Raw genomic sequence first — 15,814 nt, 5'->3', positions numbered from 1 at the left:
TGAAAGAATGTCATGCATGAATAGTATTACGTAAGAAAATCGACGTTGGTTCTATTTTTTTTGTGGGTTAAGCCTATTTTTTGGAGAAAAAGATTCTCACTGTTTCACTTCAACCACCGGCACTAATTTTGGATTAACGATCTTGTCCAAAATGGACGTCAAAACGTTAATTTTGCTTGACAGGTTAAACGTTTCAATTTAATCTAAATATGAGTGTTAAACGTTTAACTCGCTCGTGAAGTTGAGGCAGGTACAATGCAACCTATAACAAGGGATACGGAGTGATTCTATCATGTGGAAACAAGCTATTGAGGATGCTTTGCAGAAGACGAAAGTGAATATTGAGCGTTTCGGGGATCAGTTCCCTCATGTCAGTGAGAACGATATTTATCATTTGAATCCGAATACCGATTGGACGGATGGCTTCTGGTCAGGGATTTTGTGGCTGAGCTATCAGTATAGTGGTGACAAAGTATTCCAGGAGGCTGCACAGAAAACGGTAGCGAGCTTTAAAGAAAGACTTGATAATCATGTCGGACTGGATCATCATGATATTGGCTTTCTGTATTCCCTTTCTTCGAAGGCACAGTGGATTCTTGAGAAGGATGAGAACGCAAAACAACTTACCTTGCAAGCAGCAGATGTATTGATGAAGCGTTGGAGACCGAAGGGGCAGTACATCCAAGCTTGGGGACCTGAGGGTGACGAGCATAATGGCGGACGGATCATTATCGATTGTCTACTAAACCTGCCGTTGCTTTACTGGGCATATGAACAAACCGGAGATACGAAATATAAAGAAGTAGCGATTATCCATGCGGATTTGTCTCGCCGTTACTTAGTGCGCGGTGATGATTCTTCTTACCACACATTCTACTTTGATCAAGAAACAGGTGAACCACTTCGTGGTGGAACGCATCAAGGTTATCAAGATGGATCTACTTGGACAAGAGGACAAGCGTGGGGGATTTACGGGTTTGCGCTTTCGTACCATTATACGAAAAATCCGCTTTATTTAGAGACAGCCAAACGTTTGGCACGTTATTTCTTCGAGCGTTTGCCAGAGGATGATGTTGTATATTGGGATTTCAATGCGCCAGTAAATGCTGAAACGAAGCGTGATAGTTCTGCTTCCGCGATTGCTTCTGCAGGGGCTTTGGAGATTCTTGAGCATTTGGCAGCAGATGATCCGGATCGTGCGTACTTGGAAAATGGTGTTCAGCGTTCAATGGCAGGATTAGTGAAATCCTACGCTACAATTGGTAAACCGGATGCGCAAGGATTCCTTGAGCGCGGTTCTTACAGTGTTCGCGGCGGCGCTGCACCGGATGATTATGTCATTTGGGGAGACTACTACTATTTAGAGGCTCTGCTTCGTCTAGAAAAAGGATTTAAGGGGTATTGGTATGAGTAATTCGCAATCGGCCGTGGCAACAGATCGCGTCTATTGGGTTCAGACGATGCTTCGCATCGCTGAGCCTGTCCTTCGGGCGCTGGCAAGTAGACAACTTAGAGCCACCATGCCAGTTGAATGTAAAAAAGAAGAGCAACGCGCCTTCACGCATCTCGAAGCGTTCGGTCGTACGCTCGTCGGAATGGCGCCTTGGTTAGAAACACCAGCCTTAGATATCGAGGAGGAACAGCTTCGTCAGGCGTACGGTAAGCTTGCACGAGAGGCGATGGATGCGGCAACGGATCCGGAATCACCCGATTTCTTGAACTTCGCTCAGGGGATGCAGCCGATCGTGGATACCGCGTTCCTTGCGCACGCCATTTTACGTGCACCGAATACGCTATGGCATAGCTTGGACGCTCGCGTACAAAAGAATCTCGCTGCGGCAATGAAAACCTCGCGAACACGCAAGCCAGGCTTCAATAACTGGCTGCTTTTCGCAGCGATGACAGAAACCGCTCTTGGTGTCATGGGCGAAGACTGGGATCATATGCGTGTTGATTTTGCTCTAAAGCAGCACGAACAGTGGTATCTAGGCGATGGCATGTATGGTGACGGTGTTGACTATCATGCGGATTATTACAACAGCTTCGTCATTCAGCCAATGATGGTGGATATTATCGAGCAAGTGCATGCGCTTTATCAAGATTGGGGCAAAATGCGTGAGAACATCCTGAAGCGTGCGCAGCGTTACGCGGCAGTTCAAGAGCGCATGATTTCTCCAGAAGGTACATTCCCTGCGATTGGCCGTTCGTTAGCCTACCGCTTCGGTGCTTTCCAAGCGCTGGCGCAGACATCACAGCGGCGCGAGTTGCCTGTTGGCGTCCAACCAGCTCAAGTACGCGGAGCTTTAACAGCTGTTATTCGCAGATTGATTGAAGTACCAGGCACTTTCGATGAAGCCGGTTGGTTGCGGATTGGACTTTGCGGACATCAACCAGAACTTGGCGAGCCGTATATCTCAACAGGGAGCTTGTATCTATGCTCTGCGGTCTTTCTACCGCTAGGCTTGGCGGCGAATGATGAATTCTGGCAAGGTGCAGATGTACCGTGGACCTCACAGCAGGTTTGGTCGGGTCAGAAGGTTGCTATAGATTCAGCGTTATATGAATAGTGTAGATTATTGTATTTCGAAGCACGTACACGTCCCGATGGGATGGGTACGTGCTTTTTGTACATGCCAGAACCCGAAGGAATAAGAACCGTTCGATGACTATGCAAATCGGGAGATTATGAAGGGGCATCTTCCCTACGACCTGTAAACCAAGGAGAGATCGTAATGGGCTTATTGGAGGGATTGTATCAATTTCAGGATTGCAGTTACGCCCGAATTCCTGATAAACTCTGCTTTATGGGGCGTACCATTGTTACAGCTAAGAACGTCTAAATATTAGATAGCAAAAGTCAGGTAGGGGGAATAGAGGCAATGTCTCAAGTAAAGCGAACGTTAATCTACGAAAATAAACTGGCATCGATTGAGGATATTCAAGACTTCCGGCTGGAGGGCAAGGCCAAAATCACATTCCCTAACGGCAGAATGCGGATGGAGAACGCGCTCGACGAAAGCTTGGAACAGTTGGCGAATTATGTGTTCTGGTGTCCTGAAGAATTTCCTGGAGACATTCAGGTGGAGTGGGATTTCTGGCCAATAAAGGAGCCAGGTCTAAGTATGATGTTTTTTGCTGCAGCTGGAAAGAACGGGGAAGATTTGTTCGCCGCCAATTTGAACGAACGGTCTGGACAATATGCACATTACACGCATGGAGACATCGACACGTTGCATATTTCTTATTTCCGGCGTAGGTACCCAGATGAAAGAGGATTTCATACATGCAATTTGCGCAAAAGTTATGGTTTTTATTTAGTCGCTCAAGGTGCGGATCCGATTCCTAATGTGGAGGATTGTATATCGCCCTATCATATGATGCTTAGGAAGCATGGGGCGAAGGTCCATTTTGCCATAAACGAACTGCCTGTATTGGAGTGGGAGGATGATGGCACAGAATTCGGTCATGTTCTGGGCAGCGGCAAGATCGGTTTACGTCAAATGGCACCTCTGATCGCTGAATATGCGAATTTACGTGTGTACCGTCTGGATGAAGATGGTACAACCTAATGAGAATAAATAAATTGGCGTAGTTATATCCACAAATACTCTGATATAAAGATTGTGGATAACTTTTGGCAAAGCATAGATCGAGAACGAGTAGAGAGAAGTGAGTTTATGCATCAAACCTATCAATTAACCGTTGAAGAGGTATTAGCACGACCAACTTTTCATCATGCCTATATCGCGGCTGGCAAAATGGGCTTAGGGCGACTAGTCCGCTGGGTTCACATTATCGAGGTGATCCAGTTTGAACAACTGCTGCAAGGTGGCGAGATGATTCTAACGACGGGTGCCGCCTTCAAGAACGATACGGAATCATTCATGACCTATCTAGAACAGCTAATCCATAGAAATGTCACCTGTCTTTGTATTGAGATGGGACACTATATAAGCTCAGTTCCCCAAGAATGGATGGATGCGGCCGAAGCTCACGATTTCCCACTCATTATTTTCCCAAATGCTGTTCGATTTATTGATATCACGCAGGATATTCATGCTCATATTATTAATCAGCACCATAAAGCACTTCAGGATTTGGAAAAAATATCGCGCGAATTCCATCGTATGACCTTGTCTTCTCAAGGAGTCACGCATGTTCTTGCTCTATTGCAAAGCAGTACCAAAGGTCAAGTCATTTATGTGCCTGTTGATACTCAACCGAAGTTCACCCCACCGCTTGGCAAACAGGAGTCAGATCAATGGCTGGATTTTCTAGCCAATCGCGGCAAAGTAAGTGGGAACGATGGAACAGGTGAGGGGCAATATGTTGAAGACATTGCGGGTCAATCGGTAATTGTTCAACCTGTAGGGGCTATGGGCAAAACCTGGGCGCACATCCTACTCGTGCTGGATCGCAAGCCGCAGGAATATGAGTTTTTAATTCTAGATTCTGCTTCGTTGTCAATTGCACAGGATTTATTGCGAAAACGATACATGGAAGAACGTAAATTGTATTCGCAAACACTGTGGGTGGACGATTTGCTTCATATGCGCATTCAAGAGGAAGAGCAGATCAAGGATCTGATCGGTGTTGAATTTAAACGTCTAAATTCACTCGCCTATCAGGTTGTTTTGATTGAATTTGAGCAAGAGCAAGAAGAAGATCATGCCACGGAAAAAGATGGTATTGAATCTGTAGGTCTGCATTTGTCGCTTGCGGCTAGATCGATTTTTGAGGGACAATTATTTCACCCCTTAATCACGTTGAAACATAACAGACTTGTCGTTCTCGCATTCGATAAGGCTCCTAAGAAGCCAGCGAAGGAGCGCTTGCATTATGTGCTGGAGGCGCTTCAAGGGATGAAGGAACATGCGGAGACTCGGCTGAAGATCGGTATTGGTCAGACGAATCGAACCTTCTTGAACGCGCATCGCAGCTATCAGGAGGCGCTTCAAGCATTGTCAGTAACGGTTACCTTGCAGCAGAAGAATGTCATGTTTTATGACGAGTTAGGCGTATTTGAACTGTTGTTTCATATCGGGGACAAAAGTATTCTGGCATCATTCGTCCGATCGTATCTCGGGCCGATTATTGATCATGATAGCCTCAAAGGCAGCGAGCTCCTCCGAACGCTTAAAGTGTATCTTGACCATGATGGGTCGAAGCAAATCGCTGCGCAGCAGCTTTTTATCGTGAGACAGTCCCTTTATTATCGATTGGAAAAAATTGAAGAGCTACTAGGTGCTGATTATATGCATCCTGAGAAAAGATTAGCGTTACAAGTAGGGATACGTGCTTATCAACTCCTTCGTCCGGAGAAAAAATTGTGAAAAGAAAAGCAGCGGTTTTTTGACAAAATGTCTAATGGCATGTGCCAGTTTCTACCTTATACTTGGAGACAAGTAGAGAGTGATCCTTACACTAAGGGGTCCTTAAGAGAGGTTGATGGGGCATGATTATTGGCGTTCCTAAAGAGGTTAAAAACAATGAGTTTCGCGTTGGCATGACACCGAGCTCGGTGCTTTCATACAAACAGGCAGGACATGAAGTACGGATTGAAACGCTTGCAGGCCACAGCATTGGTTTCACGGATGAAGATTATACGGCGGCAGGTGCGACGATCGTTGCAACCGCAGCGGAGGTATGGTCATCGGATATGGTTGTCAAAGTGAAAGAACCACTACCTGAGGAATATGGTTACTTTCATGATGGATTGATATTGTACACGTATCTGCATCTAGCTCCTGAAGCTGAATTAACGCATGCTCTTATTAGTCAAAATGTAACAGCCATCGCGTATGAAACGATCCAGCTCGACAACGGGAGCTTGCCGCTCCTAACGCCGATGAGCGAAGTGGCTGGACGTATGTCCGTGCAGATCGGTGCTCATTTTCTTGAGAAGGCTCATGGCGGTAAAGGCATTCTGCTTGGTGGTGTTCCCGGCGTTGAACCAGGTAAAGTAGCTGTAATCGGTGGCGGCATCGTCGGTGCAAATGCAGCGAAAATGGCGATTGGTCTCGGTGCTGAAGTGACAATCATTGACTTGAATGCCGACCGACTACGTCAATTGGATGATCAATTTCAGGGTCGTGTGAGAACGATTATGTCCAATCCGTATAACATCGCAGAAGTCGTACGCCGTGCGGATCTCGTTGTTGGCGCTGTGCTCATTCCTGGTGCTCGCGCACCTCGGCTCGTGACCGAGGAGATGGTGAGAACGATGAGTCCAGGTAGTGTGATCATCGACGTTGCCATTGATCAGGGCGGATCGATCGAGACGATCGACCGCATTACAACCCATGATCAGCCGACCTATGTGAAGCATGGTGTCATTCATTATGCCGTAGCCAATATGCCGGGAGCCGTGGCTCGCACTTCTACCTTGGCTTTGACGAATGTGACGACCAGCTATGGTCTTCAAATCGCGAACAAAGGCTTCGTGCGTGCCGCGCTCGATAACAAAGCCATCGCCAAAGGGATTAATGTGGCAAGAGGTCATGTCACATATCCAGCTGTCGCTGAAGCACATGGCTATACGTATACGGATATCTATTCGTTGATTCAATAAAACAAGATGAGGGGCCACCACATGATTGTGGAGGTTCTTTTTTTGCGGGCAGGCGTACCATGCAGCCGATAGATGGAATTTATACTGTTAATTGTTGCGGAACCCAACCCACCAGTCATCCCCATCCCGAGAAATTCGCATTGACGCTACTTTTATTAACATATAAAATTGGTAAAGTGAAACGTTTCAATCCGACTAATTACCTTTGAATTGCCCTTGAATTTGCAACTAAACAAATATGCTTCATATGTTCCTCAATGGGAGATGACAAATTGACTACAATACAGCAACGCCAAGACGAAATTATTGCGAACGTTGCGCATGCAGCTTATAAACAGCCAGTTCTGAGCAATGGCTTTTTGTTCGAAGGGGACGTGCGTGATAATTTCTATTACGCATCGTATCTTTTCGCAGCTTCTGTGGATCCCAACATCGCCTTTGAAGGTGACCGCAAACAGGCTAAGGATAAGGCAGAAGGTGTGCTCCTTCACCTACTTGATATCCAAGATCAAGATTCAACTAGTAGCACCTATGGTCATTGGCCACTCAACTTAAGACCAACGCCTCATGAGGCGTCTAAGAATACATTGCCAGTGGAGCTCATGGGGAGCTTGATGGTTTATTTTGCTCAGCGATATCAAGCTCAATTAAGTGATGCGCTCCGTGTTGCATTGGATAGGACACTTCGCCATATTTATGACAGCAACTTTTATCGAAAACCGCTCACAAGTTATGGTCATCATGAAGCGAAGTATACAGCAGCGAAGCTGATTTTCGGACAACGCTATGAAGATGCCGCTTTACTCCAAGATGGTTATGAGAGTCTGCAATTAACACTTGAGCGAGTCAAAGCCAATGGGATGACAGAATACGGCGGTCTGCCATGGTTCTGGCATTGGGTGCAGGCTTTCACCTGTGCGTGGCAGTTGATCCAAGATACAGAAATCCGCAGCGAGTTGGCTCGGATGCTGGACTATTTGTGGAGCGAGCGCGCGACATTCTACTTAGGCGGCGCCTGGGTAGGTCCACATGCGCGGATTTGGCCGCATGACATGCCGAAAGATACGAATGTGCTGCACGATTATGTGCAATTCGGGGACTTCAAGCTGCCGACTCACATGCCGAGAACCGAATACGCGGGTTTCCTTGTTTATGAAGCGCCAGCACCAAGCATTCAAACTGCTTTGCGTCGGTCACCAGTACCCATCGAGATTAAACGGCAAATTCCTAAGCAAATCGGTCAAGCTAATCATGAGAATGATCATCTCCATAGTTATGTATACTTCACAGAAAGCTTTGCCATGGGCGGCATGTGGGAACGAATTCGAGAGTTCGATAACGAACAGCATCGTTGGGACATCGCGTTCCCGCTTGATCACGTACAAGGTGTGAATCACGCTTATTTTTTCCATCCGGATCTGGAGCAGCCAGAAGGAGATTTGCGCCATCAGAGCGAATACACAGAAGTACTTTTTCATAAACAAGTAATTATGGCCTCTTACAACATACCAGAAGACCAACCAAACTACATTAAAGGGTGCTTGCCTCTGGGTGAGTGGATGGAGTCAACAAGTGGAATTTTTGGACGGGTAGGAAACGCCTTAATGGCTGTATACATCCAGCAACCCTATCATCGTGAGGTTCTGGAGGATCGTTGTTTTGTAACTAGTCGTGGTAGAACGAATGCCGTTGTCGTCGAATGCGTTGATCAAGTAACTGCAGAGTCACTTGGCATACGCGATGTTCACCATTTTGCGGAAATGATGAAAGACAAGCAACCTACATACGGTGCAAATAACTCGATTACGTATACTTCCTTGTCCAATCAAACGTTGTTGTTAAGCGGCGATCCAACGAAGGAAATCAGTCCACTTATTGATGGTGAAGCCATCGATTTCACTTCCTATACGGTCGCTTAAATTCATAGAAATGAGGATGGACACATGCCAGCAATTGATTTTCCATTAGAAAAGCTTCACGCGTACGAAGGACGAAATCCAAGACCCGAAGATTTTGATGCTTACTGGGAGCGTGCAATCGCTGAAATGAAGGCGGTAGACCCCCAAATCGAGCTTCGCCCAAGTGAATTCCAAGTACCGTATGCGGACTGCTTTGATCTGTATTTCACAGGAGTTAAGGGTGCTCGCATTTACGCAAAATATATTCGTCCGAAGAACGTGACAGAGCCGCATCCTGCCATTGTTCAATTCCATGGCTACTCCGGTAATTCAGGTGATTGGAACGATAAGCTTTCATATGCAGCGCTTGGTTATTCCTTCTTCTCCATGGATTGCCGTGGTCAAGGCGGATTCTCGGAAGATGTTGGCGGTACCAAAGGGACGACGCTCAGAGGACACATCGTTCGTGGATTGGATGATCACCCGGATCAGCTTTTATTCCGCGATATTTTCTTAGATACTGCACAGCTTGCTGGCATTGCGATGAATATGCCTGAAGTTGACCCTACACGTGTAGGCGCAATGGGAGGATCGCAAGGTGGTGCTTTAACGATTGCTTGTGGGGCACTTGAGCCGCGTATTAAGAAATTAGCACCCGTCTATCCGTTCCTAAGTGACTATAAGCGCGTATGGGAGATGGATTTGGCGAAGGATGCCTATCAAGAGCTGAAGGACTTTTTCCGCCGTCATGACCCACAACACAAACGTGAGGAAGAATATTTCACAAAATTGGGCTATATTGATATTCAAAACCTAGCGAATCGTATTCAAGGGGATGTGATGATGGCCGTAGGTCTCATGGATACTGTATGCCCGCCGTCTACCCAATTTGCTGCTTACAATAAAATCACTGCAAACAAAAAACTGGAAATCTTCCCAGATTTCGGACATGAAGGATTACCAGGTTTCAATGATTTGACTTTCCAATTTATGATGGATCTTTAACAAATTAAAAAACCACTCTCATTCAATTGATGTGAGTGGTTTTTTGCGCTCAGCTTCATTGTCATGCTATTTCACTTTGAAATGAACAACAGCGCTATACAGCATTTTACCCGCATTTGGGTCAAATACAATGTGATGCTGGATGGCGTATACATCAAGCATAAGCGCCTTGTTATTGTCGATTTGATCATTGATTTTCTCTTCAAGTGTTTTTAAATCATAAGCCTGAAAAAACTCGATTTTATTTTCTATTCGATCTAAAATAAAGTCCATGATCCTGTGCCTCCTTTGAGTATATGTAAATTTAAGACGACTTCTCTTATTATAACGTCAATATCTGATATAGGAAGTGGATCTGAATAGGCGTATACTGGGAAATGCATGGATCGGACGTTTTTAATACATGGGGAAAGACTAACAAGCGAGTCAAAATTGTAATGGGAAGTGATGTCGTTTTGAAGCCGACACGGTTATTGGTTGATTTCTTACTAAAGAATTGGCCGGTGTATGTTATCGCCGCACTCTTGATTTCGGTAGGGAATATTGTTCACTCGTACTATCCCAAACTGCTAGGCATGTTTACGGACCAGCTCCAAAAGGGTGGACTCAGTAAAAGTTTAATTGCCCAGTACAGCGTTAAGCTACTCGTTATTGGTGTAACTTTTGGTGTATTGTGTGCGATTGGACAGTACATGATTATGCGGAGCGGTCGCCGTTTCGAGTTTGGAACAAGAAATCGGTTATTTGATCATTTTACCCGACTTGGAGCAACTTTTTATTCCCAGAATGGAGTCGGTAAGCTACTGAGTTATGTAATGAATGATGTGACCGTTATTCGTGAGTCCATCTCTTTGGGGATCAATCAGATTGTGAATTCTGTCATATTAATTGCAGCTGCTATTGTTTCGATGATGTTCAGCTCCATTCCGCTCTACGTCATTCTGATTTGTATCGTGCCCTTATTACTTATTCCTGTGTTATCCGCTAAGTTTCAGCCAGTAATTAAGCAGCGTTCATTACAGGTTCAGGAAGCATTAGGAACGATGACAGAGTCAGCCGAAGAACAATTTGGAGGCATCCGTGTTGCGAAGAAATTCGCGGTAGAACCGATTATGATTGACAGATTTAGTGAAACGGTCGACAGGATTCGTGACAATCAGCTACGGTTAGTACGACTTTCCTCGTTATTTGAAGCGTTAATTCCGTTTCTGGGTGCGGTATCGCTTATTATTGCGATTGCCTTCGGGGGCTATTTGACGATTCATGGGCGTATTACGATTGGGCATTTTGTAGAATTAACGTTGTATATTCGGATGATGGTGAATCCATTGCAGCAAATTGGACGTGTAATAAATGCCTTGCAGCGTTCACGAGCTTCCTTAGAGCGAGTCAATGAGCTGCTGACGAAGGAATCGGACATTAAGCAGAATGAGCTTGCTCAGCCTACACACCTAGATCAGGAAGAGATTCGCATTGAGCATCTGTCATTTGCTTATCCAGATGATGAGGATGAAGTGCTTCATGATATCTCACTGACCATTGAACCTGGGAAATCGATCGGCATCATTGGTAAAACGGGCAGCGGGAAGTCTACGTTGATGAAAATCATGTTGCGTATCTATGATCCACCAGAAGGAACTGTATGGATCGGAGATAGTGATATCCGTGATGTGACACTCGAAAGCCTGCGGAATCAGATCGCTTATGTGCCACAAGAGGGCTTTTTGTTCAGTACATCGATTAGGGATAATATTGCCTTCTTCAAAAGGGAATCCTCTATAGAACAAGTAGAACGTGCGGCCAATAAGGCGCAAATTTTATCCAGCATCGTGTCATTTCCAGAAAAGTTTGAGACAAAGCTTGGTGAGCGCGGAGTAACCTTGTCGGGCGGGCAACGTCAGCGAACGAGCTTAGCGAGAGGGATTATCAAAGATTCACCTTTGATGATTCTTGATGACAGCGTCAGTGCAGTAGACTCGGTAACAGAAAAGCACATTATTGATGCGATTAGGAAAGAACGATCGAATAAGACGACGATTTGGATTGCACATCGGATCTCTGCTTTGAAACACGCGGATGAAATCATCGTTCTGCATGAAGGAAGAATTGTCCAGCGTGGCACACATCAGCAACTGCTTGCGCAAGATGGCTTGTATGCGGAGCTGTATGCCATTCAAGAAGGAGGAAACGACCATGTTCAAGCGGAATAAACCTCCACAAGACCTCAGTCAATCGAATGCTTCCTTCCGTGCGTTAGCTGCATATGCGAAACCTCACAAGCTTACGTTCGCAGCTGTTGTCGTATGTGCCTTGCTTGGCATCGCGGCAGATTTATTTCAGCCCTATTTGGTTAAAATTGCGATCGATGGTAATCTCATGATCGGCAAAAATGATTTCAACGCACTGATCATGATCTGCTTACTGTACGGGGGATTATCCATCTCGAGCATGTTTTTCAGCTACTTACAAAACAATCTGCTGCAATTCGCAGGTCAGAGCATTGTAGCCAAAATCCGTAAGGATTTATTTCAACATATTTTCAGACAATCGATGTCCTACTATGACAAAACGCCGAGCGGAAGCCTGATTACGCATGTGTCTAGCGATACGGAAACGTTGAACCAGTTTTTCACGCAAGTGCTCCTTAGCTTAGTGCGTGATAGCATGACGTTGGTTTTCATTATCGTTCTCATGTATCATTTGGATCCAATGCTGACGTTGTATAGTATGATCGTCATTCCCATCATCGTTCTCATTGCGGTGGCTTTCCGTCAATATATGCGCAAAACGTACCAGCTCTCGCGATCGAAATTATCCCAAATGGTAGCGTTCACAGCTGAGAATTTATCAGGTATGCACCTTATTCAAGCATTCCATCAAGAGAAAGAGCAGATGAGCCGCTTTACGGATAAGAACACGGGTTATTTCCGAGCGAACCTAAGAGAGATCCGAACAAACGTGTTATTTAACCGCTCTTTTGACATTTTGGGGAACCTATCGATAGCCTTTATTACTTGGGTTGGCGGTATTGCGGTCTTCGATAAAGCCATTGAGTTTGGCGTGTTATATGCGTTCATAACGTATATTAGGCAGTTTTTTCAGCCGATTAATAACATTACACAGCAATGGAATACACTTCAATCCACACAAGTATCCATGAGTCGGATTTGGAATATTTTCTCGGCGCAACCAGAAGTAAAAGATAAAGAAGTTTCAGAATTGATTCCTTTGGTTAATGTCCAAGGAGACATTCAGTTCGATCATGTCCATTTTGGGTATCAGAAGGATACCGCTGTCATTGAAGATTTGGACCTACATATCGCTCCTGGCGAGATGATTGGGGTAGTAGGTACAACGGGTGCAGGCAAAAGCTCATTGATTAGTCTGCTCTGCCGCTTCTATGACGTGCAAGGAGGTGCCATACGAATAGATGGTATTGATATTAGAGACATCTCCCAGACGGATCTCCATCGAACGATTGGCTTAGTTCAACAAGAGCCGTATTTATATGCGGGCAGCATTTTTGAAAATGTAAGGATGTTCGACCCCGCAATTTCACGAGAGACGGTTATTGAAGCTTGCAAATTGGTCGGCGCGGATGCGCTTATAACACGGATGAAAGACGGGTATGACTCCCGAATTTCTGAGAGAGGCAGCGGGTTGTCTGCTGGTGAACGACAATTAATATCTTTTGCGCGAATTATCGTATTCCAACCAAAGGTTCTTATCTTAGACGAGGCTACGGCTAATCTGGATTCACAAACGGAGCAGCTCATTCAAACGGCCTTGAACGTTGTGGCTGAAGGAAGAACGTCCATTGTGATCGCACATCGGATATCAACGATTATGCATGCCGACCGTATTATCGTGATGAGTCATGGGGAAATTGTTGAAGAAGGCACACATACCGAGTTGCTTGCACTTCAAGGTATTTATGAACAACTTGTGCATCATTCACAAGGAAGTCATGCACAAGAGAATGTAGCTGAAGGTCGCATTTCTTCCATAGGCTAATGATCAGGTACTAGGAATAGATAGTACTTCTCAAATCAGCGATCTCCTGTAGAATTAGAAGCATAGTAAGAGAGGAGATGAACAGCATGAAATCCAACAAAATCATGATCCAACTTGGTTATGTACTTGGGGCCAGTGCTCTTTTAACTGCTATCGGTTACTTCTTTGCTTCTAACTGGGAGAAGTTGAACCGATTAGAGAAATTTATTCCTATATTTGTTCTTATATTGGGGTTTTACGGGTTATCCGTTTGGCTTTCCCGTCAGGTTGGAAGAGAGTTTCTAAGTAAGTTAAGCTTGTTTGCCAGCTGCATTTCTTTCGGAGTTGGGATCGGTTTAATTGGTCAAACCTATAATTCACACGCAGACAGTTATAGTTTGTTTCTAGTGTGGTTTCTGCCAGCCGTTCTATATGCGATCTTAACCCGATGGCAGCCCTATTATGTCTTGAGTTATATACTTGGACATCTTGCCTACGGACTGTTCTTCTTTCCCAAATGGGGCAGTTATTCCGAAACCGAGGGAGCTACACTCGCGATCTGGTTTGGGCTTGCGATCGTGAACGGTACCTTGTTCGTCTTGTTTGAGAAGGGGAGCTTACATTCCCCATTCCTCAAATGGGTGACCTTTCAAGCGACACTTTGTATATTCATTATCATGTCTGTGTCCCATACGTTCGAGAATTATGGGATTTGGATGAACCTGCCGCTCATTGCAGCACTAGCTGCGGCCGTCCTGTATGCTCATCGGACACAGAGTAAAGTCTATCTGCTGTTCGCAGGGCTTTGGATTTCTGCCGCGATCACAACGAAGTATGTTGAATTGATTATTGAGTACCATAATGAACTATTTTTTATCGTGAGCTTGTTGTTCGTAATCGTGTTTATCGGTGCGAATGTGATGTTCATGAACTACGTGCGCGCTTGGAAGCCTTCTTCTGAGAAGATTGAGTCAGGTGCAACGGATGAAACCGATACGCCGATCAAAAGCGACGGAGACTTCAGCAAATGGGTCGTACGTGTGCTTACGATTTCTGTCATTATCATCGGTTCTCTGTTAGGAAGTTTCACTCTGATTGGTCTCGTGACGGTTGTTCTAGGTTTTGATGAGCCGGCAAATATTTTGATCGGTTATGGGTTCGTTGCAGTGATTGGTATGTTAGCAGCGCGTAAGTTCAATGTCTTGGCTCGTTTTACCATTTTGTTAAGCGGACTTATGTTGGGCACAGGGGCTTCGGTCGGTACAGAACAATCTTCGATGCTGCTCATCTATCTAGCCTTAACACTTGTGGCTTTTGTATTGTTACAGGGATTGATTACACGGATCCTCTTCTTCCTAGCCTCAATAATTATCGTAGGCTTTGTCCTATGGGATTGGATCAATAGTGGTGTTGCTATTCTTAGTATTCTCGCAGGATTGCTTTTCGTGCTGTTCGCTGGTGGACAGGTGATTCGTTCGGCAGCGTTCCGAGAACCCGTCGTATACAGTAGTTATCCAGCTTTCTTGTTAGCACTGTTTGCCTTAACCTTTATCACGGAATCAGGATGGTACTATACTACGAATGTGCTGTTCTTTGTACTTGTCTTAGCGGCAATTCTGATAAGTCGGCAGCTTCATGTCAAATGGTTATTTGATTGGTCGATGGGCTTCTGGATCGCTTTCCTCGTCTACAAATATTATGATTTGGCGTGGAAGCTTCTGCATAAATCCATCAGTTTCGCGATAATCGGTATTCTGATCATTGGAATTACTGTGTGGATAGAGAAGAAGAAAGGTCTTGAACCAGACGATGGTTCGCTTCTACAAACGGGTTATGGTACGAATCGTTGGGTTATTGCATTATTAGTTGGACTTCAAGTTGTGGCTATGTCTTTGCAAATTGGCAAGAGTGAATATCTTCTCAGTCATGGGAAGCTGATCAAGTTGCAACTGCAGCCATTGGACCCGCGTTCCTTGATACAAGGGGATTATGTTCGACTACGATACACGATTTCAGAGCCTCCGATCTATCAGAACAACCTAGAGGAACGGACTTCCAATGGGAAAATATCGGTTATTCTTGGACCAAGCGGGGATCCAACAGTGTATGAGTTCCGTAGGGAGTACAAGGCTGATGATCAACTTGCCCCTGATGAAGTCCACTTGAACGGTGAGCGAGAGGGGTATGAGGGAATTAAGTATGGTATCGAGAATTTCTTTATCCCTGAAGGCACCGGGGGAATTTATGAACAGAATGCCAAGTTTGCTGAGGTAAGAGTATCCGCAAACGGGGACGCAATATTGGTACGATTAACAGAGAAATAAATCAACATCTTTAGAAAAGAAAG

General features: G+C 45.1%; 11 protein-coding genes. 10 read left to right on the top strand and 1 reads right to left on the bottom strand.

Features of this window, described 5'->3' with window-relative positions:
- Positions 1 to 292 precede the first annotated feature (292 nt).
- From ASG89_RS18550 to ASG89_RS18520, 7 genes are all read left to right on the top strand, one after another.
- Positions 293 to 1,414 carry a glycoside hydrolase family 88 protein gene (locus ASG89_RS18550; protein WP_057312332.1) on the top strand — a complete coding sequence of 374 codons (1,122 nt, stop codon included), beginning with the start codon at positions 293 to 295 and terminating at the stop codon, positions 1,412 to 1,414.
- Positions 1,407 to 2,567 carry a DUF2264 domain-containing protein gene (locus ASG89_RS18545; protein WP_057312330.1) on the top strand — a complete coding sequence of 387 codons (1,161 nt, stop codon included), beginning with the start codon at positions 1,407 to 1,409 and terminating at the stop codon, positions 2,565 to 2,567. The genes ASG89_RS18550 and ASG89_RS18545 overlap by 8 nt, the downstream gene beginning before the upstream one ends.
- A gap of 312 nt (positions 2,568 to 2,879) precedes the next feature.
- Positions 2,880 to 3,569, top strand: a complete 690-nt coding sequence (locus tag ASG89_RS18540) for a DUF1961 family protein (RefSeq protein ID WP_057312328.1) — start codon at positions 2,880 to 2,882, stop codon at positions 3,567 to 3,569.
- Positions 3,570 to 3,677: 108 nt separating this feature from the next.
- The gene (locus tag ASG89_RS18535; RefSeq protein WP_057312326.1) at positions 3,678 to 5,333 is read left to right on the top strand and encodes a PucR family transcriptional regulator; all 1,656 of its coding nucleotides are present in this window, start codon (positions 3,678 to 3,680) and stop codon (positions 5,331 to 5,333) included.
- 122 nt (positions 5,334 to 5,455) lie between these two features.
- Positions 5,456 to 6,571: an alanine dehydrogenase gene (ald, locus tag ASG89_RS18530; RefSeq protein ID WP_057312324.1), complete on the top strand. Its 1,116-nt coding sequence runs from the start codon at positions 5,456 to 5,458 to the stop codon at positions 6,569 to 6,571.
- Positions 6,572 to 6,843: 272 nt separating this feature from the next.
- On the top strand, positions 6,844 to 8,490 hold the full coding sequence (locus tag ASG89_RS18525; protein ID WP_057312323.1) for a hypothetical protein: 1,647 nt from the start codon (positions 6,844 to 6,846) through the stop codon (positions 8,488 to 8,490).
- 24 nt (positions 8,491 to 8,514) lie between these two features.
- On the top strand, positions 8,515 to 9,474 hold the full coding sequence (locus ASG89_RS18520) for an acetylxylan esterase (protein ID WP_057312321.1): 960 nt from the start codon (positions 8,515 to 8,517) through the stop codon (positions 9,472 to 9,474).
- 66 nt (positions 9,475 to 9,540) lie between these two features.
- Here ASG89_RS18520 and ASG89_RS18515 read toward each other — a convergent pair whose 3' ends face one another.
- Positions 9,541 to 9,747, bottom strand: coding sequence for a YrzA family protein (locus ASG89_RS18515; RefSeq protein ID WP_057312319.1), 207 nt, complete (start codon positions 9,745 to 9,747; stop codon positions 9,541 to 9,543).
- 182 nt (positions 9,748 to 9,929) lie between these two features.
- Here ASG89_RS18515 and ASG89_RS18510 point away from each other — a divergent pair, with 182 nt between their 5' ends.
- The 3 genes from ASG89_RS18510 to ASG89_RS18500 all read left to right on the top strand — a co-directional run bounded on the left by ASG89_RS18510 (position 9,930) and on the right by ASG89_RS18500 (position 15,791).
- Complete coding sequence (locus ASG89_RS18510; RefSeq protein ID WP_414813276.1) at positions 9,930 to 11,684, top strand: ABC transporter ATP-binding protein; 1,755 nt, start codon at positions 9,930 to 9,932, stop codon at positions 11,682 to 11,684.
- Positions 11,668 to 13,488, top strand: a complete 1,821-nt coding sequence (locus ASG89_RS18505) for an ABC transporter ATP-binding protein (RefSeq protein WP_057312317.1) — start codon at positions 11,668 to 11,670, stop codon at positions 13,486 to 13,488. The genes ASG89_RS18510 and ASG89_RS18505 overlap by 17 nt, the downstream gene beginning before the upstream one ends.
- Before the next feature lie 86 nt (positions 13,489 to 13,574).
- Positions 13,575 to 15,791, top strand: a complete 2,217-nt coding sequence (locus ASG89_RS18500) for a GDYXXLXY domain-containing protein (protein WP_057312315.1) — start codon at positions 13,575 to 13,577, stop codon at positions 15,789 to 15,791.
- The last annotated feature ends 23 nt before the right edge of the window (positions 15,792 to 15,814 follow it).

Source organism: Paenibacillus sp. Soil766 (assembly GCF_001428105.1).
GTDB lineage: Bacteria > Bacillota > Bacilli > Paenibacillales > NBRC-103111 > Paenibacillus_E.
This window is presented reverse-complemented; position numbering and strand designations above follow the sequence as displayed.